Raw genomic sequence first — 25057 nt, forward strand, 5'->3', positions numbered from 1 at the left:
CGGACTTGCAGCTCCGGTCGCATCAATCTTCGTAATGGGCGCGAACGAGTTCGTTCAGCAGCCGCACACCGTAACCGGATCCCCAGGACTGGTTGATCTCGGTCATCGGCGAACCCATGGCGGTGCCAGCGATATCGAGATGCGCCCAAGGTGTTTCACCCACGAAACGCTTGAGGAACTGAGCGGCGGTGACAGAGCCCGCCAGACGGCCAGAGCTGTTCTTCATGTCGGCGAATTTGGAATCAATAATCTTGTCGTAATCCTTGCCCAGCGGCATGCGCCACAGCTTTTCCGCCGTAACATCGCCCGCCTGCGAAAGACGTTCAGCCAACTCGTCGTCATTCGAGAAAAGGCCAGCCTGAAGATTGCCGAGTGCAACCGTGATCGCTCCCGTCAAGGTGGCGAGGTTGATCATGAATTTCGGGTTGAAACGTTCCTTGGTGTACCAGAGTGCATCGGCGAGAACCAGCCGGCCTTCGGCGTCGGTATTGATGATCTCGATGGTCTGGCCGGACATGGACGTGACAATATCGCCGGGACGCTGGGCGTTACCATCAGGCATGTTCTCCACCAGACCGATGACGCCGATCACATTGGCTTTCGCCTTGCGGGCCGCGAGCGTGTGCATGAGGCCGGTCACGGCGGCAGCGCCACCCATGTCGCCCTTCATGTCTTCCATGTTAAGGCCGGGCTTCAGCGAGATACCGCCGGTATCGAACACGACGCCCTTGCCGACGAAGGCGATAGGCTCATCCTTCTTGGAGCCGCCGTTCCACTGCATGACCGCAAGCCGGGGCGGACGCGCCGAACCCTGCGCCACACCGAGAAGCGCGTTCATGCCAAGCTTCTTCAGCTCCTTCTCGCCGAGAATTTCGACCTCGACACCGAGCTTTTTTAACTCCTCCGCCTTTTCAGCGAATTCGACAGGACCGAGAACATTCGGCGGCAGGTTGACGAGATCACGCGCCAGGACAACGCCGCCCGCGACGGCCTCGGACACGGCAAAGGCCTTTTCCGCCTCCTGATGGACTGCTGTCACGATGACGATTTCTACTTTCTTCGGCGACTTCTCATCATCGGATTTCTTCTTGGTCTTATAGGCATCGAAGCTATAGGCACGCAGCAGCAGGCCAAGCGCAAAATCCGCAGCCGCCTGCGCACCGACATCGACGCCCGGGGCATCTAGATAGACGGCAACCTTGTCCGCCTTCCTGAAATTGGCGGCAGCGGTGCCGCCGGCACGCAACCAGTCATGGGCGACAAGTTTCGCCGGCTTGCCGAGGCCAATGACGAGAAGCCGGTCGGCGCCCGAACCCTGCGGCGCAATCACGTCGAGTGTCGTCATGGACTTTGCGGAAAAGCCCGAAATCTTTGCCGCCCGTTCAAGCACGCCACCCGGATCGGCTTCCGATGCGCCGGCAGCTGCCTGCGCCTCACCCGAGGCTTGCAGCACAACGGCAAGGGTATTTTCAAGCGAGGCGGAATTGGCGAAAGAAATATCGAATTTGGCGGACATGTTTTCCTGCTCTTCGTGGATAACTTGCGTGTGCGCCCGATCATGGCCTTTTCGGCCCCCGGCGCAACCCTGCATTTTTAAAGGCTCACATTCTTTAAAGGCCGACATTCGCTAAAGGAAAGGCATTTTTGTGGAATGGCCGATCGCGTCATGAAACCGACAGCTTGTTCCACAAAAAGACACAGGCGGTGGAAAAATCATCGCGCAAAACATTTTTGTGAGCGTGCCGGAATAGCCAATTGCAAACGATGCGATTAGATAGGCGGAAATCCGGCGAGCGATCGCGCAGAAAAACAATGTCGACAAGGGCAGTATGAAGCTTCTCGAGAACTATATCCTGCGACGGACAACGCAGATGTTTCTGGTCGCGCTGCTGCCGGTGCTGGCCATCATCTGGACCATCCAGGTTCTCCAGAGAATCAACCTCGTCACCGATACCGGCCAGTCGATGGGCTCCTTCATGGCGCTGGCGACGATGATCCTGCCGACGCTGATCCCCGTCGTGTTGCCTTTCGCCCTCGTCATCGGCATCACCCAGACGTTCACGGCGATGAACAACGATTCCGAGCTTGCCATCATCGATGCGGCCGGATCGTCGCGCTCCGTGATGTTTCGCCCGGTTATCATTCTGGCTGCCGTTCTAAGTGCGCTGTCCTTCACCATCACCAACTTCATCGAGCCGCCTGCCCGAAATTCGGCCAGGCAGATGGTGGCGGCTGCCTATGCCGACCTCCTCTCGTCGGTGATCGAGGAAAAGACCTTCCGCGCTGTTCAGGACGGCCTTTATGTGCAGATCGCCCAGCGTCAGGGCCGTATCCTCAAGGGCCTGTTCGTCGCCGATCGCCGCGATCCGAATTTCGATCTTATCTATTACGCCAAGGAAGGCATGATCGATGAAAGCGGCACGTCGCTGACGATGCGCGACGGCGAAGTCCAGCAGAAAACACCTGATGGCAAGGTCTCCATCGTCAAGTTCCTGTCCTATGCCTTCGACCTTTCGACCATGTCGGAAAAGCAGACTTCCGAACCGTCGCTTTCTCCGGGCGATGCGAGCCTCGGTTTCCTTCTTTCGCCAGACGAGAACAACGCGAGTTACAAGCGGTCTCCCGAAAGCTTCCGCAGTGAGTTGCACAAGCGCCTGTCGGACTGGATGTTCGCCTTCGCCTTCGCACTGATATCGCTGGTCATAGCCGCTGATGCGCGCTCGCATCGTGAAGCGCGGATGCATCCGATGGTCGCTGCGCTGGTGACGGCCTTCATGCTGCGCTGGCTCGGTTTTTACGTCACCAACCAGGTCAAGCAGAGCGCGGCCTTCATTCCGCTGGTCTATGCCGTGCCGGGCCTCAGCGGCGCCGCCGCCGCCTTTATTCTCATCACGGGTCGCAAGCCGAGAATGCCGAAGATCGTCGCGGATACGGCCAGCCGTCTGCGCCGTCTTTTCTCCAGCCGGCTGGCGCGAAGCTCGGGGAGCGGTAACGCATGATTTTCAGCACACTCGCCCGGTATTTCCTCAAACGGTATCTGATCACGGCCATCTGGTTCCTGCTCGGCGTATCGGCAATTATCTATCTTGCCGATTTCAGCGAAACGGCGCGGCGCATGTCCAGCGTGCCAGGCTATTCTGTTCCAGGCGCACTTGGCCTCACCGCGCTTCGCCTGCCGCTGATCCTGCAGCAGACTATTCCCTTCATCGCGCTCTTCGTCGGCATGACGACGCTGATCTCGCTCAACCGGCGTTACGAGCTCGTCGTCACGCGTGCGGCAGGCGTCTCCGCCTGGCAATTCATCCTTCCTTTTGTCCTTGGTGCGGTCTTTCTCGGCATCCTGTCCGTCCTCGTCCTCAACCCTATCGCCGCTTGGGGGCAAAACCAGTCGCTATCGATGGAAGCGGGCTGGCGTAACGAAGGCAGCGGCGGCCGCCAGCAGGACATCATTCCCTGGATGCGCCAGTCGAGCGGCGGCCAGGATACGATCATCGGCGCCAAGAGCTTCGAAGACAACGGGACCATGCTTCTCGACGTGGTTCTGATACACCTCGACAAGGCCGGCAACATCGTCTCCCGGCAGGACGCGAAGTCGGCAAAGTTGGAAGATGGTTACTGGCTTCTTAACGGCGTCGCGGAAACCCGCGCGGGACATGTGCCAGTTCGGCAAGAGAGCACGCGGATCAGTACCAATCTGAGACGGGAATTCGTTCAGGAACGCATGACACAGACGGAAACCGTTGCTTTCTTTGATCTTTCTCACAAGATCGAAGTTGCAAAGTCTTTTGGACTGTCTTCGAAAGCGCTTGAGACGCAGTATCATTTCCTGCTATCGACGCCCCTGCTTCTGGTTGCGATGACCTTGATCGCCGCGACAGTTTCATTAAAGTTCAGCCGCTTCGCCCAGTCGCGCTCCGTGATTCTGGGTGGAATCGTTTCCGGCTTCGTGCTTTATGTAGTAACCGTGCTCGTAAGGGCATTCGGGAGTGGTGGCGTTGTCCCTCCCACCGTCGCGGTCTGGGTTCCAGTCATCGTGGCGTTGGCTTTGGGGGCAACCATTCTGCTTCATCAGGAGGACGGCTAGTGGCGGTATATGACCGCGGGAATATCAGGCGGCTTTGGACGGCCCTTCTGACAGGTGCCGCTGTGTGCGCATATTTGGCATCCAGCCCGGTCGCTTTCGGCCAGGGTGGTTTGCTTGCGCCCGGAAGCCAAGACGATTCGAAACTCCTGCTTACGGCAAATGAACTGACCTATAATCGCGATTCCCAGCGGGTCATCGCGAAGGGTGTGGTTCGCATGCATTATTCGGGCTACCGTATGGTGGCCCAGCAAGTGGAATATAATCAGCAGACGGGCCGCGTGATTGCGCACGGCAACATCGAGCTGATCGAGCCCGGCGGCAACAAGATCTATGCCGACGAGATGGATGTCACTGACGATTTCGGTCAGGGCTTCGTCAATGCGCTGCGCGTCGAGACCCCGGACAATACCCGCATCGCGGGTGAAAGCGCCGAACGGCTCGAAGGCGACCGCATGGTCCTCAATAACGGCGTCTATACCGCCTGTTTGCCCTGCGCCGAACGGCCCGAAAAGGCGCCGCTGTGGCAGGTCAAGGCTGAACGCGTCATTCAGGACGGCAAGACCCATACGATCCGGCTGGAAAAAGCCCGTTTGCAGCTTTTCGGCCATTCGATCGCCTATGTGCCGTTCCTGACGGTTCCGGACAATACGGTGAAGCGGAAGTCGGGTTTCCTGTTCCCGCAAATGAGCATTACCGACAACCTCGGTTTCGGCATCGGCGTGCCCTATTTCCAGGTTCTGTCCGACACCTCGGATGTGACCGTTACCCCGACCTATTACACGACGCAGGGTCTGCTTCTGCAGGCGGAACTGCGCCAGCGTTTCGAAACCGGCATGCACACCGTGACCGTCGCCGGCATCAGCCAGCTGAAGTCCGATACATTTACTGCCGGAACCAGTGACGCCCTCAACGATAATCGCGGCATGATTGCCAGCAAGGGTAACTTCTCCATCAATCCGCGCTGGGCGTTCGGTTGGGATGCCATGGTGCAGACCGACAACAACTTTTCGCGCACTTATGGGCTGAAGGGTTACAAGAACGACGTCCAGACCAATCAGATCTATTTGGCTGGCGCTGGCGAGCGGAACAGCTTCGATGCCCGCGGCTATTATTTCAACGTTCAGGATACGGACAACAACGAATCCAACGAACGCAAGCAGGCCATCGTTCATCCGGTTGTCGACTACCGTTATTTCGTACCGGATCCGATCTATGGCGGCGAACTTTCGCTGACCACCAACCTGACCAGCATCACCCGCCAGAAACAGGATGCCTACGCGCTTGGAGGCTATTCGCGGTTCAACGGGCTTGAAGGAAACTACACGCGTCTTTCCACCGAAGCCGAATGGAAGCGCACCTTCACGATGGATAGCGGCCTGCAGATCACGCCGATCCTTGCCGCCCGTGGCGATGCGCTGTGGACGGATATGTCGGCGGCAAGCTTTACATCGGGTGGCACGTCCTATGCCTATCAGGGCATGATGCAGGACGATGCGGCGTTGCGAGGCATGGTAACCGGCGGTCTGGAAGTGCGTTACCCCTGGCTGTTCACGGCACTTAACAGCAACCACGTGATCGAGCCGATTGCGCAGATTTTCGTGCGTCCGAACGAACAATATGCCGGCCGCTTCCCCAACGAAGATTCGCAGGCTTTCGTGTTCGACGCGACCAACCTGTTCGAACGTGACAAGTTCTCCGGTTTCGACCGGATCGAGGGCGGCACGCGCGCAAACATCGGTCTGCGCTACAACGGCACATTCGACAATGGCTACGGCATTCGCGCCATTGCCGGTCAGTCTTTCCACCTGGCGGGCGACAATTCTTTCGCCTCCTACGATCTCGTCAATGTCGGCGCGAATTCCGGTCTCGAATCCGACCGCTCGGACTACGTCGCCATGGCAGCCTTCGATGCGCCAATCGGCCTATCGCTGTCATCGAGCCTGCGCTTCGACAAGGACAATCTCGAAATCAACCGTTCCGAGACAGGCGTCAGCTATTCGGACCGCCGCCTCACCGGCAAGCTCAGCTATACGCAGGTCAAGGCGCAGCCGCAGTACGGCTACAATGAAGACCGCGATATCGTTCAGGCGTCCGGTACGCTGCGCATGGACGACAACTGGTCGCTGTTCGGCTCGATCAACTACGATCTGAACGGAAAATTTGCCGCCGAGCGCCGTATTGGCATCGCCTATCAGGATGAATGCACGATCTTGACGGTCAGCTACTCCGACGAGGGCAATATCAATTCCAGCCGGCAGGCCGCCAATGACTGGTCGATCAATGCCCGTCTGGCATTCCGCACGCTCGGCGATGTCAGCATCGGTTCCGCAAACGAGGACTGGGCCGATATGGATATCGGCTGGAAACCGAACAATTACTGAGTTTAAAGGCAGGCCATACAGCATCGTGGCCTGCCTTTTTGCCATCCAGCCAGTAAAAGTCACGGTTTTGCCGCAACAACGCGCCAGGGTCTGTCCGGTATAGGACCATCGGGTTTCTTTCAACAAACCGACACATTGCCGTCTTGCAGATCGCGATGATATATACGTGGCAAATTCGCGGTGCGGATGCACAGGTGCAGATCTGAAAAGCCGGGGTAAGGAATATTCCCCATTGGCAGACAGAACAGATTGGCGGGACGGGGAAACAGACCCCCGCCCGACGAAAGGGAGAAGGATATGATGAATTTCGGAAAGACGGCTTTGCGTGGCGCTGCTTTCGCCTTTGCGATATTCGCCGTTCCCATGGCCGTTGCGCCCTTTGCCAGCCAGGCCTTCGCCGACAGCACGGTCAAAATTGTCGTCAACAAGACCCCCATTACTAATGATGATATTGCCAAGCGTGTCGCCTTTCTGAAGTTGCAGCGTCAATCCGGCAATCTCGCCGAAAAGGCACGCGAGCAGCTGGTTGATGAGGCGCTAAAGCGCGAAGAAATCGGCCGTGTGAAAATGTCGGTCAGCACCCAAGAAGTCGATGCGGCTTTTGCGCGCTTTGCTGCAAACAACAAGATGAACCCGCAACAGCTGACGCAGATCCTCTCCAAGGCCGGTGTCGGCGCCGACCACTTCAAAGCCTTCATTGCCGTGCAGATGAGCTGGCCGCGCCTTGTGAACGCCCGTTATGGTGCGCGTGGCAAGATGTCTAACCAGGACCTCGTCACCCGCCTGAGGGAACGCGGCGACAAGCCGGTAACGACGGAATATTTCCTGCAACAGGTGATCTTTGTCATTCCGGAATCGAAGCGTAATGCCATCACCGGCAAGCGCAAGGCCGAGGCTGAAGCCTCGCGCAAGCGTTATCCCGGCTGCGACCAGGCCATGACTTTCGCGGCCACCATGCGGGACGTGGCGATCAAGGATCTTGGACGGATTCTGGCGCCCGAACTGCCGGAAGAGTGGAAGCCTCTCGTGGAAAAGACCAAGGAAGGCGGCACCACAGGAACACGCGTGACCGAAAAGGGCGTCGAATATCTGGCAATCTGCAAGCAGCGTCAGGTTTCCGACGATTACGCAGCGGAAATGGTGTTCAAGTCCGAAGACCTGATGAAGGCCAAGGGTGGCGAAAACCCGAACGAGAAGAAATATATGGATGAGCTGCGCAAGAAGGCGCAGATCGTCAACACCTGATACGAGAGCCGGCCTTTCCGTGACACATGCATCCCTGCCGCTTGCCCTGACACAGGGAGATCCAGCCGGTATCGGCCCTGATATCGCCATTGCCGCCTGGGCCAACCGCCGGGAGAACGGCGTGGCGCCATTCATCTTCATCGGCGATCCCGATGTGGTGGCGAGCCGTGCGGCGCTGCTTGGCATACCGGTCAATATCGAGACCTGCGAAGCGGCGGATGCCGTCGGCGTGTTCGACCGTGCTTTTCCCGTTCTTCCTCTTCCCGTCGGTTTCGAGGTTCAGGCCGGCCAGCCGCATGTCGGAGCCGCTCATGCGACGATCAAGGCGATCGAGCTCGCCGTTGCCTTGACGGTCGAGGGCAAGGCTTCCGCCGTCGTCACCAATCCGATTGCGAAATCCGTGCTTTACGAAGCAGGCTTCGGTTTTCCCGGTCACACGGAATTTCTCGCCGATCTGGCTTTGCGCCTGACCGGCAAACAGGTGATGCCGGTGATGATGATTGCCGGACCCAAGGTCCGCGTCGTGCCGGTAACGATCCATATCCCAGTAAAAGACGTGCCTTCGGCGCTGACGGAAGAGCTGATCGTTACGACCTGCCGCATTATCGATGCTGATCTGCGGCAGAAATTCGGCATTGAAGCACCACGACTGGCGGTCGCCGGTCTCAATCCGCACGCGGGTGAAGATGGGGCATTGGGCACGGAGGACCGCGATGTGGTTCACCCTGCGACCATACGGTTGCGGAAAGACGGGATCGACGCTTTCGGCCCACTGCCCGCCGATACGATGTTCCACGATGCCGCCCGCAGGCGCTATGATGTCGCCGTCTGCATGTATCACGATCAGGCCCTTATCCCGGCCAAGGCGCTTGGCTTTGACGATTCCGTCAATGTCACGCTCGGCCTGCCCTTCATCCGGACCTCGCCCGACCACGGCACCGCCTTCGGCATCGCCGGCCAGGGCATTGCCAGCGAAACGAGCCTTGTCGCAGCGCTGAAGATGGCGGCGGAGATTTCTCTTCGCAGCCGGGTCGGCGCATAATGGCCGCCATTGACGGATTGCCGCCGCTACGCGATGTCATTCAGCGCCATGGGCTAGACGCTAAGAAGTCGCTCGGGCAGAACTTCCTGTTCGATCTCAACCTCACCCAGAAGATCGCCCGAACCGCTGGGCCGCTTGACGGCGTGACGGTCATTGAGGTTGGCCCCGGGCCTGGCGGCCTCACCCGCGCCATTCTATCGCTCGGTGCCAAAAAGGTTATCGCCATTGAGCGGGACAGCCGCTGCCTGCCGGCACTTGCGGAGATCGAAGCGCATTATCCCGGACGTCTTGAGGTCATCGAGGGTGATGCGCTGAAGACCGATTTCGAGGGTTTGGTTCCCGCTGGCGAACCGGTGCGGATCATTGCCAACCTGCCTTACAATGTCGGCACGCAATTGCTGGTCAACTGGCTGCTGCCGAAAGAATGGCCGCCTTTCTGGCTCTCCATGACGCTGATGTTCCAGAAGGAAGTCGGCCAGCGCATCGTGGCAGAAGAAGGCGACAACCATTACGGCCGCCTTGGCGTTCTCGCCGGCTGGCGCACGGTTTCGGAAATGGCCTTCGACGTCCCGCCGCAGGCCTTCAGCCCACCGCCTAAGGTTACCTCGACGGTCGTGCATCTGCTGCCAAAGGAAAAGCCGCTGCCCTGCGATGTCGCGAAGCTCGAAAAGGTAACGGAAGCCGCCTTCGGCCAACGCCGCAAGATGCTGCGCCAGAGCGTGAAAAGCCTTGGCGGTGAAGTTCTGCTGGAAAAGGCAGGCATTGACGCGACACGACGGGCTGAGACGCTGTCGGTCGAGGAATTTGTGACGCTGGCGAACTGCCTGTAATTGAAGGCGACGTTTCGGCACTTCTAACGCGGGTGAAAGAATTAGGGGACAAGCGCGTGGAGAGTGCCGGTTTTCACTACAAGCTCTACATGCCCGTCGGATCGCCTGATTGCGCGGTCGTGTTGCTACACGGTTCGGGAAGAACGGAGGAAGATCTCGCTTCGTTTGGCCGTGCCGTTTTTCGCAACGGCATTCTGTATGCTCCGAGAGGCATTGTGCCATGGGAAAATGGCTTTGCGTTTTTTCGCAGAAAGCCCGACAGACAACTCGATATCGACGACCTGAAACATCAAGCCGCCGGGCTTTGCCGGTTTATCGAATTCGTATTTCAGCAGACAGGGCAAAGACCCTTTCTCGTGGAATATTCAAACGGTGCGATCATCGCGGCTGAAACAATCTGCCAGAATCGTCATCTGTCGAGGGGTGCAATTCTGCTTCGACCACTATCCCCACGCAATAACGAGCATTTTCCGAAGCTCACCGGATATCCTGCGCTCCTGCTTGCAGGTGCGCATGATGAGCGGCGGCATCGCGATGATGCGCCCCATTTGGCCGATCAATTTTCGACTGCGGGCGCGGATGTGGTACTGGAGACACTCGACACAGGCCACGGCTGGGCAGCAGACGCGGCAGACGAGCGCCTGTCCCGGCAATGGCTACGTCAGCATTAGAGATAACACGCCGCTTTAACTGCCAAATCAGAGCTGCGGTTCTTCTGCAAGCAGTCCGCGCACGAAATCGAACATGCCGTGGCGGCGGTCGCGGCGCACACGTTCGGCCTTCACTATCGCTTCTACGGCCTCGAAGGCCGCCTGCAGGTCGTCGTTGAGGATGACGTAGTCGTAATCGCGCCAGTGCTCGATCTCGGCGCGGGAATTGAGAAGCCGGGTCTGGATCACCGCTTCGGTGTCTTCGGCGCGGCGGTGCAGGCGCGATTGCAGCTCGGTCATGGTTGGCGGCAGGATGAAGATCGACACGACGTCGGCCTTCATCTTGTCCTGAAGCTGTTCGGCGCCCTGCCAGTCGATGTCGAACAGCATGTCGCGTCCGGCCGCCATCGCCACTTCCACCGGCTCGCGCGGCGTGCCGTAAAAATTGCCGTGAACCTCGGCCCATTCCAAAAGCTCATCGCTGTCACGCAGGCGCTCGAAGTCGCGCTTGGAGATGAAGTGGTAGTGGATGCCTTCAATCTCGCTCTGGCGGCGCGGGCGCGTCGTCACGCTGACGGACAGGCTGATGTTCTTGTCCTTGTCGAGCAGGTTGCGCGCTATCGTGGATTTACCAGCGCCCGATGGCGATGAAATCACCAGCATCAGCCCTCTGCGGGCAATCGTAACAGGGGAATTGTTCACCGGAACCATGGGTCTACTCCAGATTTTGGACCTGCTCGCGGAACTGGTCGATAACCACTTTCAGCTCTATGCCTGCTGCGGTTACCGCACTGGCGTTCGATTTGGAACAGATTGTATTCGACTCACGGTTAAATTCCTGTGCAAGAAAATCGAGCTTGCGGCCAACTGGCCCGCCATGAGCCAAAAGTTCGCGCGATGCCTGGACATGTGCGTGTAGCCGGTCGACCTCTTCGCGCAGATCCGCCTTGGTAGCGATCAGTGCGGCCTCGGCGTGCAGACGGTCGCGATCGAGCCCGTGCATGCCATCGCCAATAAGGGCAATCTGCTGGGCAAGCCTTGCAGCGATCTGTTCCGGCTGGCGGGAAGGATCGTTTTCGATGAGGTTCACGAGTTGCTCGATCCTGTCGATCTGCCCGGAAAGGATGGCAAACAGGGACGCCCCTTCCCGCTCGCGCATGTCCTTCAGCTTCTCGACGGCGGCGGCAAAGCCCGCAAGCACGTCGGCGTTGCGCGCGGCCTGCGCCTCGGCGTCATCTTCCGCCTCGCGAAAATCGACGAGCCCGCGCAGCGACAGTAGCGTATCGAAGCTCAGCGGCTTGTCGTCGACGACGTCGCCCAGTTCTTCCTTGAGAGCGAGAACTGCGGCAAGAGCATCGCGGTTGATCACCGCCTCCAGCCGGTTTTCCGCAATCGCCAGCGTCAATCCCGCCTGAATATTGCCGCGGGAAAGATGCTGTGCCGCGATTTCCCGCAGGCCCGTTTCCAGCGCTTCCAGACCGTTTGGCAGGCGCAGGCGCACATCGAGCCCCTTGCCGTTCACCGAGCGCAATTCCCACGCCCAGCGGTAACGGCCGGAGGTTCCTTCGCTGCGCGCGAACCCGGTCATCGATTGCAATGTCATATTCAGAAAGCCCCCATCATGCCGTGCAAAAAACCGGGCCTTGCGATGACAAGGCCCGGTCAGAACTATCAGTTATTGGCCGGTTTTTCCGCCTCGGTGCCGCCGGGCTGACCATCCACGACAACATCGGGATTGGCGCCGGAAGCCGCTTTTTCGGCCTCGATCTTGCGCCAGCGGCGCACATTGGCGTTATGTTCGTCCAGCGTCTTCGCAAACACATGGCCGCCGGTGCCATCGGCAACAAAGTAGATGTCATCAGTACGCCACGGGTTGGCAACCGCCTCGAGTGCGGCCCGGCCCGGATTGGCGATGGGAGACGGTGGCAGGCCCTTGATGACATAGGTGTTGAACGGCGTCTGCTTTTGCAGGTCCGACTGGTAGATCGGACGGTCGGACGGTTTGCCGTCGCCGCCGAAGAGACCGTAGATGATCGTCGGGTCGGATTGCAGGCGCATGCCCTTCTTCAGCCGGTTGTAGAACACCGAAGCGACATGGGCGCGCTCGTCGTCCTTGCCGGTTTCCTTCTCCACGATCGAGGCGAGCGTCACGAATTCCTCGACCGTCTTGATCGGCAGGTCTGGGTCACGACGTTCCCAGATCATGTCGATCAGCTTCTCCTGCGCCGCGCTCATCTGGTTGATGATTTCCTCACGCTTCGTACCACGGGTAAAGCGATAGGTATCGGGGCGAAGGCTGCCTTCTGGCGGCAGGGTGGCGGGCAATTCGCCATCCAGCACCTCGTCGGCGGAAAGCCGCGCGAACATCTGCTTGACGGTCAGACCTTCCGGCAACGATACGGAATAAAGGATCGATTTGCCCGACTCCAAGAGCATCATGATATCCTTCATCGATGCGCCGGCCTTGATTTCGTATTCGCCCGCCTTCAGCGTCTGGTCCTTTTGCAGGTAGCTGCCCGTCATCAGGCGGAAGACACGGGCATTGGATACGACGTCATTGCGCTCGAGATTATTGGCGATCTCGATGAGGCCTGCGCCGTTGCGCACCGTGAAATGTGTGTTCGTCTGAAGCGGACCGGGCTCCTGGAACGCATTTATCATGTAATAGAAGGCTGCGACAGCAAGCACACAAACGGCAACCGCAAGCGTCATCAGAAAATTCAGGAAGATCACCAGCTGGCCATGGGCCTTGCGGGAGCGCTTCGGTGGAGCCGGCACTTTTTCCGGCCGAAGCGCTTCGGTCGGGGATTTCGGGATGATCGGGCCGCGATTGCCCTCACCCGCGCCGTCTCGTCCGTATGGTCCCTGGCTGTTCTGGTTCGTGTCGCTCACCGTCGGTCCTTTTCAGTTCGGCGTTGTCAGCGCTTTTTTGCGCAGGTAATGCGGCAAAAACAGGTTCGGAATGCCTTCCTGCACCACATAGAGACATCGTGAAGACCTCATTGTCCTCCTTCACGAATCGTCGTTTCCGGCAAAGCCGGTCAAGGAAAGCCATCTGCGGCGGGAAATTCACCCGCAGCAGGAAATCATTCCGAAACCGGCAAACCGTCTTCCGTAAACGACTACAATATCGGCGCGAAAATCGAAATGGCTTTCGCAAGCCGCAATGCGTTCTTCAAAGAAGAGCGCTCTCAGCCACCCGGCGGGAGGGAGCCGCACCGCTTTAGGCGGTTTGCGGCGCCGGGCTTTCGTCGTGATTTATGCTTCGTAGCGACGCAGTACGAGGGAAGCGTTGGTGCCGCCAAACCCGAAGGAGTTTGACAAGGCGACGTTGACCTGCCTCTTGCGCGCCTTGTGCGGCACCAGATCGATCTTCGTCTCCACGTCGGGATTGTCGAGGTTCAGCGTCGGCGGAACGATATTGTCGCGGATCGCAAGTGTGGCGAAAATCGCCTCGATAGCGCCAGCTGCTCCGAGAAGATGGCCTGTGGCCGACTTCGTGGAAGACATGGAAATCTTCGACGCCGCGTCACCAACCAGCCGCTCGACCGCGCCAAGCTCGATCGTATCGGCCATGGTGGAGGTGCCGTGGGCGTTGATGTAGTCGATATCGTCAGGCGTGAGGCCGGCGCGCTTCAGCGCCATCGCCATGCAGCGGTACGCGCCATCGCCATCTTCCGACGGTGCGGTGATGTGATAGGCATCACCGGAAAGGCCGTAACCGACGACTTCGGCATAAATCTTTGTGCCGCGGGCTTTGGCATGTTCCAGCTCTTCCAGAACGACGATGCCGGCACCTTCGCCCATGACGAAACCGTCACGGTCGCGGTCATAGGGACGGGATGCCTTCTGCGGATCGTCGTTATGCTGGGTGGAAAGCGCCTTGCAGGCGGCAAAGCCGGCAAGCGCGATGCGGCAGACCGGCGATTCGGCACCACCTGCGACCATGACCTCGGCATCGCCGAACGCAATCATCCGGGCAGCATCGCCGATGGCATGCGCGCCGGTCGAGCAAGCCGTCACTACGGCGTGGTTCGGACCGCGCAGCTTGTGACGGATTGAGACGTGGCCGGAAACCAGGTTGATCAGACGGCCGGGAATGAAAAATGGAGAAATGCGGCGGGGGCCCTTGTCGCGCAGCGTATAACCCGCCTCGACAATACCTTCCAGACCGCCGATGCCGGAACCGATCAGAACGCCCGTGGCGATCTGGTCCTCGTCCGTTTCGGGATGCCAGCCGGCGTCCGCAAGCGCCATGTCGGCAGCGGCCACACCGTAAAGGATGAACGGATCGATCTTGCGCTGCTCTTTGAGTTCCATCCAGTCGTCGGCATTGAACGTGCCGTTGGAGCCATCGCCGACGGGAATGCGACAGGCAATCTTTGCGGGCAAGTCTTCGACTTCGAACTCAGTCACGAGACGGGCACCGTTCTGGCCGGCAAGCAGCCGTTCCCAGGTGATTTCCGTTCCGCATCCAAGAGGAGATACCATGCCGGTACCGGTGATAACGACACGCCTCATCGCCAACGCTCCGCCCTTATCCAAATCATCGGTCTTTTTGCAACGCCACACACCATGGAATGGCGGGAACAGGCGCTGCACCATTTTGAATGTCCGCATAATCTTCCGCAGGCCAGAGCCGGTTCGGAAACTTATGCATTCGTCAGGACGCACATCTTTCGGGCGCGTTCTGTTTCACGATAAAATATTGGCCCGGACAAGCCGGGCCAAGACGGGAGGTTGTTACACCTCCCCAATACAGGTCGATCAGGCCTGGGCCTTCTCGATGAACTTGACAGCGTCGCCAACAGTCAGGATCGAGTCAGCTGCGTCGTCTGGGATCTCGACGCCGAATTCTTCTTCGAAAGCCATGACCAGTTCAACGGTATCGAGCGAATCAGCGCCCAGATCGTCAATGAAGCTTGCGCCTTCAACAACTTTGTCGGCGTCGACGCCCAGATGATCAATTACAATTTTCTTTACGCGTTCTGCGATATCGCTCATGTCGGTTTCCTCGACCTTTATTTTGAAGGGAATGCCTTACGGCACCCTGCCCTGTTAGAAGCCCTCATGCGCCGTTCAAATCCGGCACTGCTGGCAAACCCGTTCAACCCGGTCCAAGCTAGACATCGTCGCGCAAAATCGCAACGGCTTCCTGTCTCTCCGGGACGACTGTTCACAGTCTTGGCCCGATTAACACGGTTTCAACCGGTCGAAAAGCCTGAAAACGCGCTAAGCACAACGTATGACAGGCAATTTCGCCGGAAACCGGCATGGAGGGTCTTGCGGCGCCCGACACCAAACAAGGTGCAGAAACAGCGCCGCAATCGTTTCAAGACGCCTTTCAGGTGGCGTCAGATCATCGCCATGCCGCCATTGACGTGCAAGGTCTGGCCGGTCATGTAGGCAGCTTCATTGGAAGCAAGATAAAGTACGGCCGAAGCGACTTCGGCGCCCGTCCCCATGCGCTTCATGGGAATGGCACCCATGATGGCGTCTTTCTGCTTGTCGTTCAGCTTGCCGGTCATCGCGCTTTCGATGAATCCAGGTGCTACGCAGTTGACGGTGACGTTGCGGGTGGCGATTTCCTGTGCAAGCGACTTCGAAAAACCGATCATGCCGGCCTTGGAGGCGCAGTAGTTCGCCTGACCGGGATTGCCGGTGACGCCGACGATGGAGGTGATGTTGATGATGCGGCCGAAACGGCGGCGCATCATCGGATGCGTCAGTTCACGCGTCAGGCGGAACATCGCGGTCAGGTTCACCTCGATGACGTTGTCCCAGTCCTCGTCGCTCATGCGCACGAACAGGCCGTCCTTGGTAATCCCGGCATTGTTGACAAGAATGTCGACGCCTTCCAGCTCGGCCTCGGCCTTTTCGCCCAGCGCCTTGACCTCGGCACGATCGGCAAGGTTGGCCGGGAAAATCTTGACGCGGTCGCCAAGTTCCGCCGCCAGGGCTTCGAGCTTTTCAACGCGCGTGCCGTGCAAGCCGACGGTTGCGCCCTGGCTGTGCAGAAGGCGGGCGATTTCCTCGCCAATGCCGCCGGTCGCGCCGGTTACGAGAGCCTTGCGGCCTGTCAGATCAAACATGTTCCGTTCCTTCTTTAGAGCAATTCCGCAAAAGCCTTTTAGCGAAATCGCATCGGGAATTACCGTAAAACAAAAAGCCGATGCGGGGCGAAGCCCGTCTCAGCCGATAAGAGTGGCGAGAAGCTGGTCGATATCGGCAGCGCCGTTGACGGCAGCGCCGTTCACCGTCTTGTCGATGCGACGGGCAAGACCCGTCAGCACCTTTCCGGAGCCGATCTCGTAAAGCTGCGTCACATTGTTGGCGGCGAACCATTCCACCGTCTCGCGCCAGCGCACCTGGCCCGTCACCTGCTCGACCAGCAAAGCGGCGATCTCATTGGCGTCGGAAACGGGGGCGGCACGCACATTGGCGATAACAGGCACGACCGGGTTATTCTTTTCGACAGCCGCCAGCGCCTCGCGCATGGCTTCCGCCGCCGGCGCCATCAGCGCGGAGTGGAAGGGCGCGGAAACCGGCAGCATGATGGCGCGCTTGGCGCCCTTTTCGGAAGCGATCGCAGCCGCCTTCTCGACAGCCGCCTTGCCGCCGGAAATGACCAGCTGGCCGCCGCCATTGTCGTTGGCGATCTGGCAGACGCCGAGAATGGCAGCCTCTTCACAGATTGCCGAAACAGCATCGTGCTCCAGCCCGATGATCGCTGCCATCGCGCCCTCGCCCACCGGCACGGCAGCCTGCATCGCATTGCCGCGGATGCGGAGAAGCCGTGCGGTATCGGCAACCGAGAAGGTGCCGGCAGCACAGAGCGCGGAATATTCACCGAGCGAATGGCCAGCGACATAAGAGACGGCGTCAGAGAGCTTCAGACCCCGCGCTTCCAGAACCCGCATGACCGCCATGGACACCGCCATGAGCGCCGGTTGGGCGTTGGCCGTCAGCGTCAGCGTTTCTTCCGGGCCATTCCACATGATGTCGGAAAGCTTCTGGCCGAGCGCGTCATCGACCTCCTGGAACACAGCCCGTGCTTCCGGATAGGTATCGGCGAGTTCCTTGCCCATGCCGATGGCCTGGCTTCCCTGACCGGGAAATGTGAATGCAATACCCATGGGATGTGGTCCTTCTTGTCTGGCCTTGCCTTTATTCTTTTCGACTTCCATTCACATTCCGGCCTGCGGAGTCAAGGCTTGAAGCCCTTCGGCACCCCATCGACGCGGTTTTGCCGATCTATTTTCCCCTTTCTTTTCATCATATTTTTTCTTGCACTGCGGCAATTCCCCATTACTTTCATGCCACCTTTCAAAATATCTGGCCAAGCACCGGGACATTTCCATGAAACAGAGACTATTGGGCCGCACGGGCATTTCCGTGTCCGAAATTTGCCTTGGCACAATGACGTGGGGCACGCAGAACACTGAAGCCGAAGCGCATGCGCAGATGGATTACGCGCTGGAGAACGGCGTCAATTTCTTCGATACGGCCGAGCTTTACCCCACCACCCCCGTTTCCGCCGAAACGCAGGGACGGACGGAAGACTATATCGGCACATGGTTCGAAAAGACCGGCAAGCGCGACCAGGTCGTGCTCGCCACCAAGGTCGCCGGTTCCGGGCGTGACTATATTCGCGGCGGGCGCGATATCGATGCGAGCGCCATCCGCGAGGCAGTAGATACCAGCCTCACGCGCCTGAAGACGGATTACATCGACCTCTATCAGATCCACTGGCCGAACCGCGGCACCTATCACTTTCGCGGCGCCTGGAGCTTTGATGCTTCCGGTCAGGAAAAGGAGCGCACGCTTGCCGAGATAACCGAAAAGCTCGACACCCTCGGCGAGCTGGTAAAGGCCGGCAAAATCCGTGCTATCGGCCTTTCCAACGAAAGCGCCTGGGGTACGCAGAAATATATCGATATTGCCGAGGCCCGTGGCCTGCCGCGCGTCGCAACCATCCAGAACGAATATAACCTGCTCTATCGCAGCTTCGATCTCGACATGGCGGAAGTCGCGCATCACGAAGATGTCGGCCTGCTGGCCTACTCGCCGCTGGCGGCGGGGCTGCTCACCGGCAAGTATCAGAACGGCGCACGCCCTGCGGGCTCGCGCGGCACCATCAACAAGGACCTCGGCGGTCGCCTGCAGCCGCATCAGGAAGCGCCGGTCAAGGCCTATCTTGAGCTAGCCGCACAACACGGCATCGATCCGGCCCAGCTCGCCATCGCGTTCTGCCTGACACGCCCCTTCATGGCCTCCGCCATCATCGGCGCAACGACCATGGAGCAGCTGAAGGTGGATATCGCAGCAGCCGATGTCACCTTGTCCGACGACGTCCTGAAAGGCATCGCGGCGATCCATCGGCAGTATCCGATGCCGATCTGACGACAGCGCAGCGCGCTTTTTCGCCTCCGGTCCTTGCATTCCGGGCAAAAATGGGTATAAGCGCGCTGTTCACAACACCCGGTCCAATTGGCTGGTGGCTGAACGGAGGGCTGGTTTCGATAACGAAACAGCAGGAACCATAAGGTTTTTCCGGCCTCCCGTGTCTCCGCTCTCGACCGTCTCGAACAACGCTTTTCTTGCTTTAAGGCTTCGCAGCCTAACCAGGAGCAGTCGTTGAGGCTTAGCGCCGTTGCCGGGTGAAGGACGAAACGCAAGAAAGGCAAAGCTTAAATGGCTCTTTACGAACACATCTTCCTTGCCCGGCAGGATATTTCTGCCCAGCAGGTCGACGCACTTGTCGAGCAGTACAAGGGCGTTATCGAATCGTTCGGCGGTAAAGTCGGACGCGTCGAGAACTGGGGTCTGAAGTCCCTCACCTACCGCATCAAGAAGAACCGCAAGGCTCACTACGCTCTCATGGACATCGACGCTCCGGCGCCTGCGATCCACGAAATCGAGCGCCAGATGCGCATCAACGAAGACGTTCTTCGTTACATGACCATCGCCGTCGAAGCCCACGAAGAAGGCCCGTCCGCGATGATGCAGAAGCGCGACCGTGACGACCGTCCGCGCCGCGATGGCGACCGTCCGGATCGTGGCCCGCGTGAAGATCGTGGTCCCCGCGCACCGCGCGAAGGTGGCTTCGGCGACCGCGAAGACCGTCCGCGCCGTCCGCGCGAAGACCGTGCATAAGGAGAATTGACCAATGGCTGATACATCCTCTTCCCAGGCACGCCGCCCGTTCCACCGCCGTCGCAAGACGTGCCCCTTCTCCGGCGCAAACGCTCCGAAGATCGACTACAAGGACGTTCGTCTCCTGCAGCGCTACATTTCCGAGCGCGGCAAGATCGTTCCTTCCCGCATCACGGCCGTTTCCCAGAAGAAGCAGCGCGAACTCGCCCAGGCGATCAAGCGCGCCCGTTTCCTCGGCCTGCTGCCTTACGTCGTAGCGTAATGATTTGAAACGAGGCCGCGCTTTGGCGCGGCCTCGTCTTCCACGATGCAACTGACTTTTAATCAGTAGGTTGCGAGTTCAAATCCTTCCGCGTTGGGCGCGGATCGATACCATAAAACCCATGTTGGGGACGACGATCCTGATTGGACCGGTCCTCTAACTGCTCAAGTTTCCAGCAGGACAGCGAAGTGCAAAAGTTGAACCAGACAGTGCTGATCACCGGCGTTCTCGCCGGCATATGCGCCGCGTTTCTAACGCTTGGCGCAACGGCACAGTCGTCCTTTTCCTTCCTGCTTTACGCCGGTTCCGCCATGCCCATCTTCATCGCCGGCATGGGCTGGGGCAATCGCGCAGCCGTCGTTGCGATCATCACCACGGCTATCATCGGCGCACTCGTCATATCGCCGCTTTTCTCGCTGACCATTGCGATCTTCACGCTGATCCCGGCGGGCTGGCTTTCGCATCTTGCCAATCTGGCGCGCCCGGCCTCTGAACTCGGCGGCCCGGATGACCTGCTTGCCTGGTATCCGCTGTCCGGCATCGTCCTGCATCTCTGCCTTCTGGTTTCGGTTGCCGTCGTCATTCTCGGCTGGATGATCGGTTACGGTCCCGATCTCGTCGCGCGCATGGTCGATCTGATGATGACCTCCGTGCAGAGCCGCGAACCGCTGTTCGAACCCAATGTCGAGGCACTGGCGCAGACGAAGTCGCTGCTGGTTCTGATGCTGCCGATCGTTCAGGGCGGCCTGTGGGTCATCCTTTTGTTTGCTGCCTATTATTTCGCGGCCCGGCTGGTCGGTTCCTTCGGCAAGGTTCTTCGCCCACGCGAGGACATTCCTTCCGCGCTGCGCATGCACCGCAACGCCATCTTCGTTTTTCTCTGCGGCATCGTCGCCATGTTCTTCGGGGGCGTCGCCGCGATGGTCGGCGCAGTCGTCTGCGGCACCTTCGGTGCGGGCTTCCTGATGGCGGGTTACGCCTCGCTGCACAAACGCGCGCGTGGAAAGGACTGGCGTCTGCCGGTTCTCATCCTCGCCTATCTCTCGGCGGTCTTTGTCTTCCCGCTGCTTATCATTCTCGTTTTGGGATTGAGCGACGTGCGCAGCACGATCTCCCTCACCCCAACGCGGAAAACTGACAATACGAACGAAACCAACACATAGAAAGGATCAAGAAGATGGACGTTATTCTTCTCGAACGCATCAACAAGCTCGGCCAGATGGGCGAAACCGTAAAGGTTCGCGACGGTTACGCACGTAACTTCCTGCTGCCGCAGGGCAAGGCGCTGCGCGCCAACGCCGCCAACAAGACCCGTTTCGAAACCGAGCGCGCAACGCTTGAAGCCCGTAACCTGGAGCGCAAGTCGGAAGCCCAGAAGGTTGCCGAAGCACTCGAAGGCAAGTCCTTCATCGTCGTTCGCTCGGCTGGCGAAACCGGTCAGCTTTACGGTTCTGTTGCTGCTCGCGACGTCGTTGAAATCCTCGGCGCCGAAGGCTTCAACATCGGCCGCAACCAGGTTGAACTGAACACGCCGATCAAGACCATCGGCCTGCACAACGTTACCCTGCACCTGCACGCCGAAGTCGAGCTTCAGGTCGAGCTGAACGTTGCCCGTTCTGCCGAAGAAGCCGAGCGTCAGTCCAAGGGCGAAAGCCTCACCTCCGCCGACGCCATCTACGGCGTTGACGAAGACGCCCTGCGTCCGGAAGACTTCTTCGATCCGGAAGCTGACGGCAACGACGACGACGAATAAGATTTGGCCTTGTGGTCATAAGGAAAACCCCGGATGGCGACATCCGGGGTTTTTTTGGTTTTGTGACTGGAGTGTGCGGAGAGGTTACCCCCCCCTCTGCCCTGCCGGGCATCTCCCCCACAAGGAGGGAGATCAGCAGGGCGATCCCACATCGCTAATAGCCGCAACGTTGAGGTTGTCGAGCGCAAGCCACAATTCGATCTCCACCCTTGTGGGGGAGATGTCCGGGAGGACAGAGGGGGCGCCTCTCGGCATACTCCAATAGCCAGACTACCTCGCCGCCGTCTCCGCCCCCTCAGGCGCCACGCTCTTGTCCACATGCACGACCACCGACATGCCCGGCGACAGATCCGCTGCCAGCGGCTGATCGGCGTCGATTGCGATACGCACGCCGAGACGCTGGGCGATCTTCACGAAATTGCCGGTGGCATTGTCGGGCTTGATGACAGCGAATTCCGATCCCGTGGCGGGCGAGAACCGCTCGACGCGGCCGTTGAGCTTGCGGCGATGCAGGGCATCCACCGAGATCGTCACCGGCTGGCCGACCTGCATGCCCGCGAGCTGGGTTTCCTTGAAATTGGCGATGACCCAGACATCATGCGGCACAACCGCCATCAACTGCGTTCCGGCTGTCACATACTGACCGGTGCGCACGCCGATTTCGCCGAGCCTGCCGTCCACCGGCGCGTGAATTTCGGTATTGTCGAGATCGATCCTGGCGAGTTCGACCGCAGCCTCGGCATTGGCGACAGCGGCCTGCAGGGAACTGCGGTTAACGATGATCGTCTGCAAATCCTGCCGCGAGACCTCAAGTGCCGCTTTCGCCTGCGAGAGCGATGCCCTCGCCTTTTCAAGCGCGGCATGCGCCTCTTCCTGCAGGCTGGAGGTGCCGGCACCGCTTTTGATGAGGTTGTCCTGACGGTCTGATGCCAGTTGCGCCTGTTTCAGAGATGCCTGCGCGCTATCGACCGCCGCCTCGCTGGAACGGATATTGGCGTTGGCGGCGTTTTCCTGCTGGCGGGAATTGTCCAGTGCCGCTTTTTGCGTATCCAGCGCGGCTCCCGCCTGCGCCTGCTTCTGGCGGTAGATGCGGTCGTCGATCTTCGCCAGCAACGTACCCTGTTTGACCTCCTGATAGTCCTTCACCGGCACATCCACGACATAACCGCTCACCTGCGGGCTCATCGTCGTCACGTAACCACGCACGAAGGCGTTGTCGGTCATTTCGACGGTGGAAAGGAATGGCGGCAGGCGCCATGCATAGAGCACCAGCGCGACGCCGGCGAGGCCACCGAGCAGAACGAGAATGGAAACGGGGGTAAAAATCTTCTTCAGCATATTATCACTCTTGGAGGTTCAAGACTGTGGCGCCGGCGCGGCATCGACATTGTCCCGGAAAAAGCGGGGACGGATGCGCAGCCATGCAAGGTGGAGCAAAAGCGCCATGAGCGCCAGCGCCGCAACGGTGGAAATCAACAGGAACGTATCGTTATAGGCGAGCACATAGGCTTCCTTGGTAACCTGCTGGCCAAGGAGGGAAAGCCCCTCGGCCTTCAGCAGCGCCGGATCGGTGATGACGTGGCTGTAGGCGCCGGAAAGCTGCGACACGCGCTGGGCGACCAATGGGTTGGTGAGCAGGATATTTTCCACCAGAATATTGGAATGGAATTTTTCGCGCAGCGTCACGAAACTGCCGAGCAGCCCGGTCATCAACATCGATCCGGTGATCTGGGTGAACAGGAAGATGGTGATGAAATTCACCAGACAGGGCGCTCCGCGCGCAAGTGCGGCAGCGAACCCCTTTGCCATAACGGGCGGCAGGAACATGGCCGCACCGAAGGCGATCATCATCTGGCTCAGATACATCTGCGCTGGCCGCGTCAGATTGTTGGACTGGCTGTCCAGAAAAGCGCCGGCCGCAATCAGGGTAAGCGCAATCACATGAGCGGTATCGACATATTTCGTCAGCATCAGCCAGGCACAGGCCGCACCGCCGAGAACCGTCGCCAAAAGCACCAGAGCATAAAGCGTGATCGTCTGGTCGTTCAAAAGGCCAAGCTGCTGGTAGAAACTCACCGCCGTCGAGGATTGCTCGGAGGAAACTGCACGGTAGATGAGCAGGACCGCTATGACATGCAGGTTGGTTTTCGAAAAAATCCAGCGCAAGTCAAGCAGCGGGTTCTTGCGCGGCAACTCGATGACGACCATCAGCGTGAGAAGCGTGATCGACGTGGCCAGAAGCACGCCCAGCCACCATGTTTCGAACCACCAGTAAAACCGGCCAAGCGTGAGCATGACCGCAAGACAGCCGAGGCCACCCGCAAACAGAAGGTAGCTCAGAATATCCGTGCGCTCGATGACTTTCGCGCGCGGCGGCGGCGTGACTTTCAACAGGTAGATCAAGGCGAGCGAGATCAGCGCGAAGCCCATTTCCATCGTGTAGAGGGCATTCCAGCCGCCTATTTGCAGCAAAGAAGGCGAGACGATGCGCGCGAGCGGTGCAGACAGCAAGGTTCCGGTGAGCGCGATGCTGAAGCCCAGCGAGAATTTCCGTGCCGGCGGAAAGGCCTCCAGAATGTAGAGAAAGCCGAGCGAAGAAAGAGGTGCCGCCGCCATGCCGCTGAGGAAGCGGATGACGATCGCCGAATGCAAATCTGTCACGAACAGGTTGAGGCATGAGGCGACGACGAAGACGATGATCGAAAGTTCGGCAAAGGGACGCAGGCCATATTGCGTTCGCACCTTGAACAGCGCGATGGAAAACGTGGCATAGGGGGCCATATAGGCGGCGGAAAGCCAGGCGACCTCGGCCACCGTGGCGGAAAACTCGCCCTGCAACTGGTATAGATTGGCCATGACGAGGTTCATGCCCAACCCTTGGGTGATGAAGAACGCCAGGCCCGCAAAGATGAAACACAGCCGCAGCCACACTGGCCGCTCCACCGGTTGCGGCGCGGCGGCAGCAGCAGATTCCGGCGCGCTCGCCGGCTTTACCGTCACGTCGGCATTTTCAGAGGCGGTCTCATCTGCCGTTTGCGGCACCACGGTACTCACGATTGCGCCCTCCCGCTTGCCAGATTTTGCAGATTGGCCGAAAGCCTGCGCATGACATCCAGCGCCATCGCCAGATCCTGCGAGGAAACATCGGCGGCGATTTCAGAACGGAGCGATTTTGCCACCGCCTGCACCGTTTCGGAGGTTTTCTCGCCCTCCTCCGTCATGTGGATGCGTTTGGCACGGCGGTCGGTTTCGTCGGAGCGTCGCTCGATGAGGTTCTGTTTCTCCATGCCGTCAAGCACGCGCACCAGCGTCGGCGTTTCGATTTCCATTTCCTCGGCAAGCTCCGTCTGGGTCAGCGGCCCACGTCGCGACAGCGCGAAAAGCGCACGCGCACGCGCCAAAGTCAGGCCGCTTTCCCCTACCCGCGCGTCAAAAAATGCGCGCAGCTTGCGGGTGAAGGCGGACACCTCGTCCAGAAGCTGTTCCTTGTCGGTTTCGCGGGACATGTCAGCAAGCCTTATAATTAGCACACTACTTATTTTCTGCCTATTTATTTGGAAGCCTGCCGATTTTCAAGTTTCTTTCACGCCGGGTCTGCCATGCGATAAACTCATGGCAGCGAATCACGTTGCCGGGAATTTCCCGCCCCTTGTA

23 protein-coding genes are annotated in these 25057 nt (G+C 59.2%); 12 read left to right on the plus strand and 11 right to left on the minus strand.

All coding sequences use genetic code 11. The annotated features are described in order from the left end of the window. Nucleotides 1-22: 22 nt before the first annotated feature. Nucleotides 23-1516, minus strand: a complete 1494-nt coding sequence (locus tag AC5SEO_RS14485) for a leucyl aminopeptidase (RefSeq protein ID WP_041694360.1) — start codon at nucleotides 1514-1516, stop codon at nucleotides 23-25. Nucleotides 1517-1829: 313 nt separating this feature from the next. On the opposite strand from AC5SEO_RS14485, the gene AC5SEO_RS14490 reads away from it, so the two are divergent. The 7 genes from AC5SEO_RS14490 (at nucleotide 1830) to AC5SEO_RS14520 (ending at nucleotide 10253) form a co-directional block, all read left to right on the plus strand. Continuing rightward, nucleotides 1830-2999 carry an LptF/LptG family permease gene (locus tag AC5SEO_RS14490; protein WP_038490551.1) on the plus strand — a complete coding sequence of 390 codons (1170 nt, stop codon included), beginning with the start codon at nucleotides 1830-1832 and terminating at the stop codon, nucleotides 2997-2999. After that, nucleotides 2996-4084 carry an LPS export ABC transporter permease LptG gene (gene lptG / locus AC5SEO_RS14495; protein WP_003512400.1) on the plus strand — a complete coding sequence of 363 codons (1089 nt, stop codon included), beginning with the start codon at nucleotides 2996-2998 and terminating at the stop codon, nucleotides 4082-4084. The genes AC5SEO_RS14490 and lptG overlap by 4 nt, the downstream gene beginning before the upstream one ends. Further along, complete coding sequence (locus AC5SEO_RS14500) at nucleotides 4084-6465, plus strand: LPS-assembly protein LptD (protein WP_003512398.1); 2382 nt, start codon at nucleotides 4084-4086, stop codon at nucleotides 6463-6465. The genes lptG and AC5SEO_RS14500 overlap by 1 nt, the downstream gene beginning before the upstream one ends. A 297-nt stretch (nucleotides 6466-6762) precedes the next feature. Beyond that, nucleotides 6763-7710 carry a SurA N-terminal domain-containing protein gene (locus AC5SEO_RS14505; protein WP_111798978.1) on the plus strand — a complete coding sequence of 316 codons (948 nt, stop codon included), beginning with the start codon at nucleotides 6763-6765 and terminating at the stop codon, nucleotides 7708-7710. Nucleotides 7711-7729: 19 nt separating this feature from the next. Further along, a complete protein-coding gene (pdxA, locus tag AC5SEO_RS14510; RefSeq protein WP_065688186.1) occupies nucleotides 7730-8752 on the plus strand; it encodes a 4-hydroxythreonine-4-phosphate dehydrogenase PdxA in 1023 nt (340 codons plus the stop codon). After that, complete coding sequence (rsmA, locus tag AC5SEO_RS14515; protein WP_003512392.1) at nucleotides 8752-9582, plus strand: 16S rRNA (adenine(1518)-N(6)/adenine(1519)-N(6))-dimethyltransferase RsmA; 831 nt, start codon at nucleotides 8752-8754, stop codon at nucleotides 9580-9582. The genes pdxA and rsmA overlap by 1 nt, the downstream gene beginning before the upstream one ends. A gap of 56 nt (nucleotides 9583-9638) precedes the next feature. Continuing rightward, complete coding sequence (locus tag AC5SEO_RS14520) at nucleotides 9639-10253, plus strand: alpha/beta hydrolase (protein ID WP_111798977.1); 615 nt, start codon at nucleotides 9639-9641, stop codon at nucleotides 10251-10253. Between the two features lie 27 nt (nucleotides 10254-10280). On the opposite strand, the gene gmk is transcribed toward AC5SEO_RS14520, so the two are convergent. The 7 genes from gmk to fabD form a co-directional block, all read right to left on the minus strand. Then, on the minus strand, nucleotides 10281-10943 hold the full coding sequence (gene gmk, locus AC5SEO_RS14525) for a guanylate kinase (protein ID WP_003512388.1): 663 nt from the start codon (nucleotides 10941-10943) through the stop codon (nucleotides 10281-10283). A gap of 4 nt (nucleotides 10944-10947) precedes the next feature. Beyond that, nucleotides 10948-11835, minus strand: coding sequence for a YicC/YloC family endoribonuclease (locus tag AC5SEO_RS14530; RefSeq protein WP_003512385.1), 888 nt, complete (start codon nucleotides 11833-11835; stop codon nucleotides 10948-10950). A 68-nt stretch (nucleotides 11836-11903) separates the two neighbouring features. Further along, nucleotides 11904-13124 carry an endolytic transglycosylase MltG gene (gene mltG / locus AC5SEO_RS14535; RefSeq protein WP_174068170.1) on the minus strand — a complete coding sequence of 407 codons (1221 nt, stop codon included), beginning with the start codon at nucleotides 13122-13124 and terminating at the stop codon, nucleotides 11904-11906. A gap of 366 nt (nucleotides 13125-13490) precedes the next feature. Next, complete coding sequence (fabF, locus tag AC5SEO_RS14540; RefSeq protein WP_174068169.1) at nucleotides 13491-14753, minus strand: beta-ketoacyl-ACP synthase II; 1263 nt, start codon at nucleotides 14751-14753, stop codon at nucleotides 13491-13493. A gap of 246 nt (nucleotides 14754-14999) precedes the next feature. After that, nucleotides 15000-15236, minus strand: coding sequence for an acyl carrier protein (locus AC5SEO_RS14545; protein WP_003502080.1), 237 nt, complete (start codon nucleotides 15234-15236; stop codon nucleotides 15000-15002). A 350-nt stretch (nucleotides 15237-15586) separates the two neighbouring features. Continuing rightward, on the minus strand, nucleotides 15587-16324 hold the full coding sequence (gene fabG, locus AC5SEO_RS14550; protein ID WP_003512379.1) for a 3-oxoacyl-[acyl-carrier-protein] reductase: 738 nt from the start codon (nucleotides 16322-16324) through the stop codon (nucleotides 15587-15589). Between the two features lie 99 nt (nucleotides 16325-16423). Continuing rightward, on the minus strand, nucleotides 16424-17368 hold the full coding sequence (fabD, locus tag AC5SEO_RS14555) for an ACP S-malonyltransferase (RefSeq protein ID WP_174068168.1): 945 nt from the start codon (nucleotides 17366-17368) through the stop codon (nucleotides 16424-16426). A 223-nt stretch (nucleotides 17369-17591) separates the two neighbouring features. On the opposite strand from fabD, the gene AC5SEO_RS14560 reads away from it, so the two are divergent. The 5 genes from AC5SEO_RS14560 (at nucleotide 17592) to rplI (ending at nucleotide 21403) form a co-directional block, all read left to right on the plus strand. Beyond that, nucleotides 17592-18635, plus strand: coding sequence for an aldo/keto reductase (locus tag AC5SEO_RS14560; RefSeq protein ID WP_026330797.1), 1044 nt, complete (start codon nucleotides 17592-17594; stop codon nucleotides 18633-18635). Nucleotides 18636-18926: 291 nt separating this feature from the next. Further along, a complete protein-coding gene (rpsF, locus tag AC5SEO_RS14565; RefSeq protein ID WP_003512373.1) occupies nucleotides 18927-19388 on the plus strand; it encodes a 30S ribosomal protein S6 in 462 nt (153 codons plus the stop codon). A 13-nt stretch (nucleotides 19389-19401) separates the two neighbouring features. Beyond that, nucleotides 19402-19650 (plus strand): 30S ribosomal protein S18, encoded by a 249-nt coding sequence (gene rpsR / locus AC5SEO_RS14570; RefSeq protein ID WP_003496832.1) that lies wholly within the window; start codon nucleotides 19402-19404, stop codon nucleotides 19648-19650. 188 nt (nucleotides 19651-19838) lie between these two features. Next, entirely contained in the window at nucleotides 19839-20813 is a 975-nt protein-coding gene (locus tag AC5SEO_RS14575) for a YybS family protein (RefSeq protein ID WP_174068167.1), read from the plus strand. Nucleotides 20814-20827: 14 nt separating this feature from the next. Then, the gene (gene rplI / locus AC5SEO_RS14580; RefSeq protein ID WP_003512362.1) at nucleotides 20828-21403 is read left to right on the plus strand and encodes a 50S ribosomal protein L9; all 576 of its coding nucleotides are present in this window, start codon (nucleotides 20828-20830) and stop codon (nucleotides 21401-21403) included. Between the two features lie 270 nt (nucleotides 21404-21673). Here the strand turns inward: rplI and AC5SEO_RS14585 are convergent, their stop codons facing one another. The 3 genes from AC5SEO_RS14585 to AC5SEO_RS14595 are packed head-to-tail and all read right to left on the minus strand — an operon-like array spanning nucleotide 21674 to nucleotide 24909. Then, nucleotides 21674-22741, minus strand: a complete 1068-nt coding sequence (locus AC5SEO_RS14585) for an HlyD family secretion protein (RefSeq protein ID WP_003512361.1) — start codon at nucleotides 22739-22741, stop codon at nucleotides 21674-21676. 18 nt (nucleotides 22742-22759) lie between these two features. Continuing rightward, nucleotides 22760-24457, minus strand: coding sequence for an MFS transporter (locus AC5SEO_RS14590; protein WP_495363888.1), 1698 nt, complete (start codon nucleotides 24455-24457; stop codon nucleotides 22760-22762). Beyond that, on the minus strand, nucleotides 24454-24909 hold the full coding sequence (locus tag AC5SEO_RS14595; protein WP_003512359.1) for a MarR family winged helix-turn-helix transcriptional regulator: 456 nt from the start codon (nucleotides 24907-24909) through the stop codon (nucleotides 24454-24456). The genes AC5SEO_RS14590 and AC5SEO_RS14595 overlap by 4 nt, the downstream gene beginning before the upstream one ends. Nucleotides 24910-25057: the final 148 nt, after the last annotated feature.

It is taken from the genome of Agrobacterium sp. K11, from assembly GCF_059429395.1.

Coding starts and splice junctions, on each gene's coding strand:
- rpsF (WP_003512373.1), top strand. CDS start 18,927: ATGGCTCTTTACGAACACATCTTCCTTGCCCGGCAGGATATTTCTGCC.
- AC5SEO_RS14545 (WP_003502080.1), bottom strand. CDS start 15,236: ATGAGCGATATCGCAGAACGCGTAAAGAAAATTGTAATTGATCATCTG.
- AC5SEO_RS14585 (WP_003512361.1), bottom strand. CDS start 22,741: ATGCTGAAGAAGATTTTTACCCCCGTTTCCATTCTCGTTCTGCTCGGT.
- AC5SEO_RS14530 (WP_003512385.1), bottom strand. CDS start 11,835: ATGACATTGCAATCGATGACCGGGTTCGCGCGCAGCGAAGGAACCTCC.
- lptG (WP_003512400.1), top strand. CDS start 2,996: ATGATTTTCAGCACACTCGCCCGGTATTTCCTCAAACGGTATCTGATC.
- rpsR (WP_003496832.1), top strand. CDS start 19,402: ATGGCTGATACATCCTCTTCCCAGGCACGCCGCCCGTTCCACCGCCGT.
- AC5SEO_RS14595 (WP_003512359.1), bottom strand. CDS start 24,909: ATGTCCCGCGAAACCGACAAGGAACAGCTTCTGGACGAGGTGTCCGCC.
- AC5SEO_RS14485 (WP_041694360.1), bottom strand. CDS start 1,516: ATGTCCGCCAAATTCGATATTTCTTTCGCCAATTCCGCCTCGCTTGAA.
- AC5SEO_RS14505 (WP_111798978.1), top strand. CDS start 6,763: ATGATGAATTTCGGAAAGACGGCTTTGCGTGGCGCTGCTTTCGCCTTT.
- fabF (WP_174068169.1), bottom strand. CDS start 14,753: ATGAGGCGTGTCGTTATCACCGGTACCGGCATGGTATCTCCTCTTGGA.
- AC5SEO_RS14560 (WP_026330797.1), top strand. CDS start 17,592: ATGAAACAGAGACTATTGGGCCGCACGGGCATTTCCGTGTCCGAAATT.
- fabD (WP_174068168.1), bottom strand. CDS start 17,368: ATGGGTATTGCATTCACATTTCCCGGTCAGGGAAGCCAGGCCATCGGC.
- gmk (WP_003512388.1), bottom strand. CDS start 10,943: ATGGTTCCGGTGAACAATTCCCCTGTTACGATTGCCCGCAGAGGGCTG.
- rplI (WP_003512362.1), top strand. CDS start 20,828: ATGGACGTTATTCTTCTCGAACGCATCAACAAGCTCGGCCAGATGGGC.
- fabG (WP_003512379.1), bottom strand. CDS start 16,324: ATGTTTGATCTGACAGGCCGCAAGGCTCTCGTAACCGGCGCGACCGGC.
- AC5SEO_RS14490 (WP_038490551.1), top strand. CDS start 1,830: ATGAAGCTTCTCGAGAACTATATCCTGCGACGGACAACGCAGATGTTT.
- rsmA (WP_003512392.1), top strand. CDS start 8,752: ATGGCCGCCATTGACGGATTGCCGCCGCTACGCGATGTCATTCAGCGC.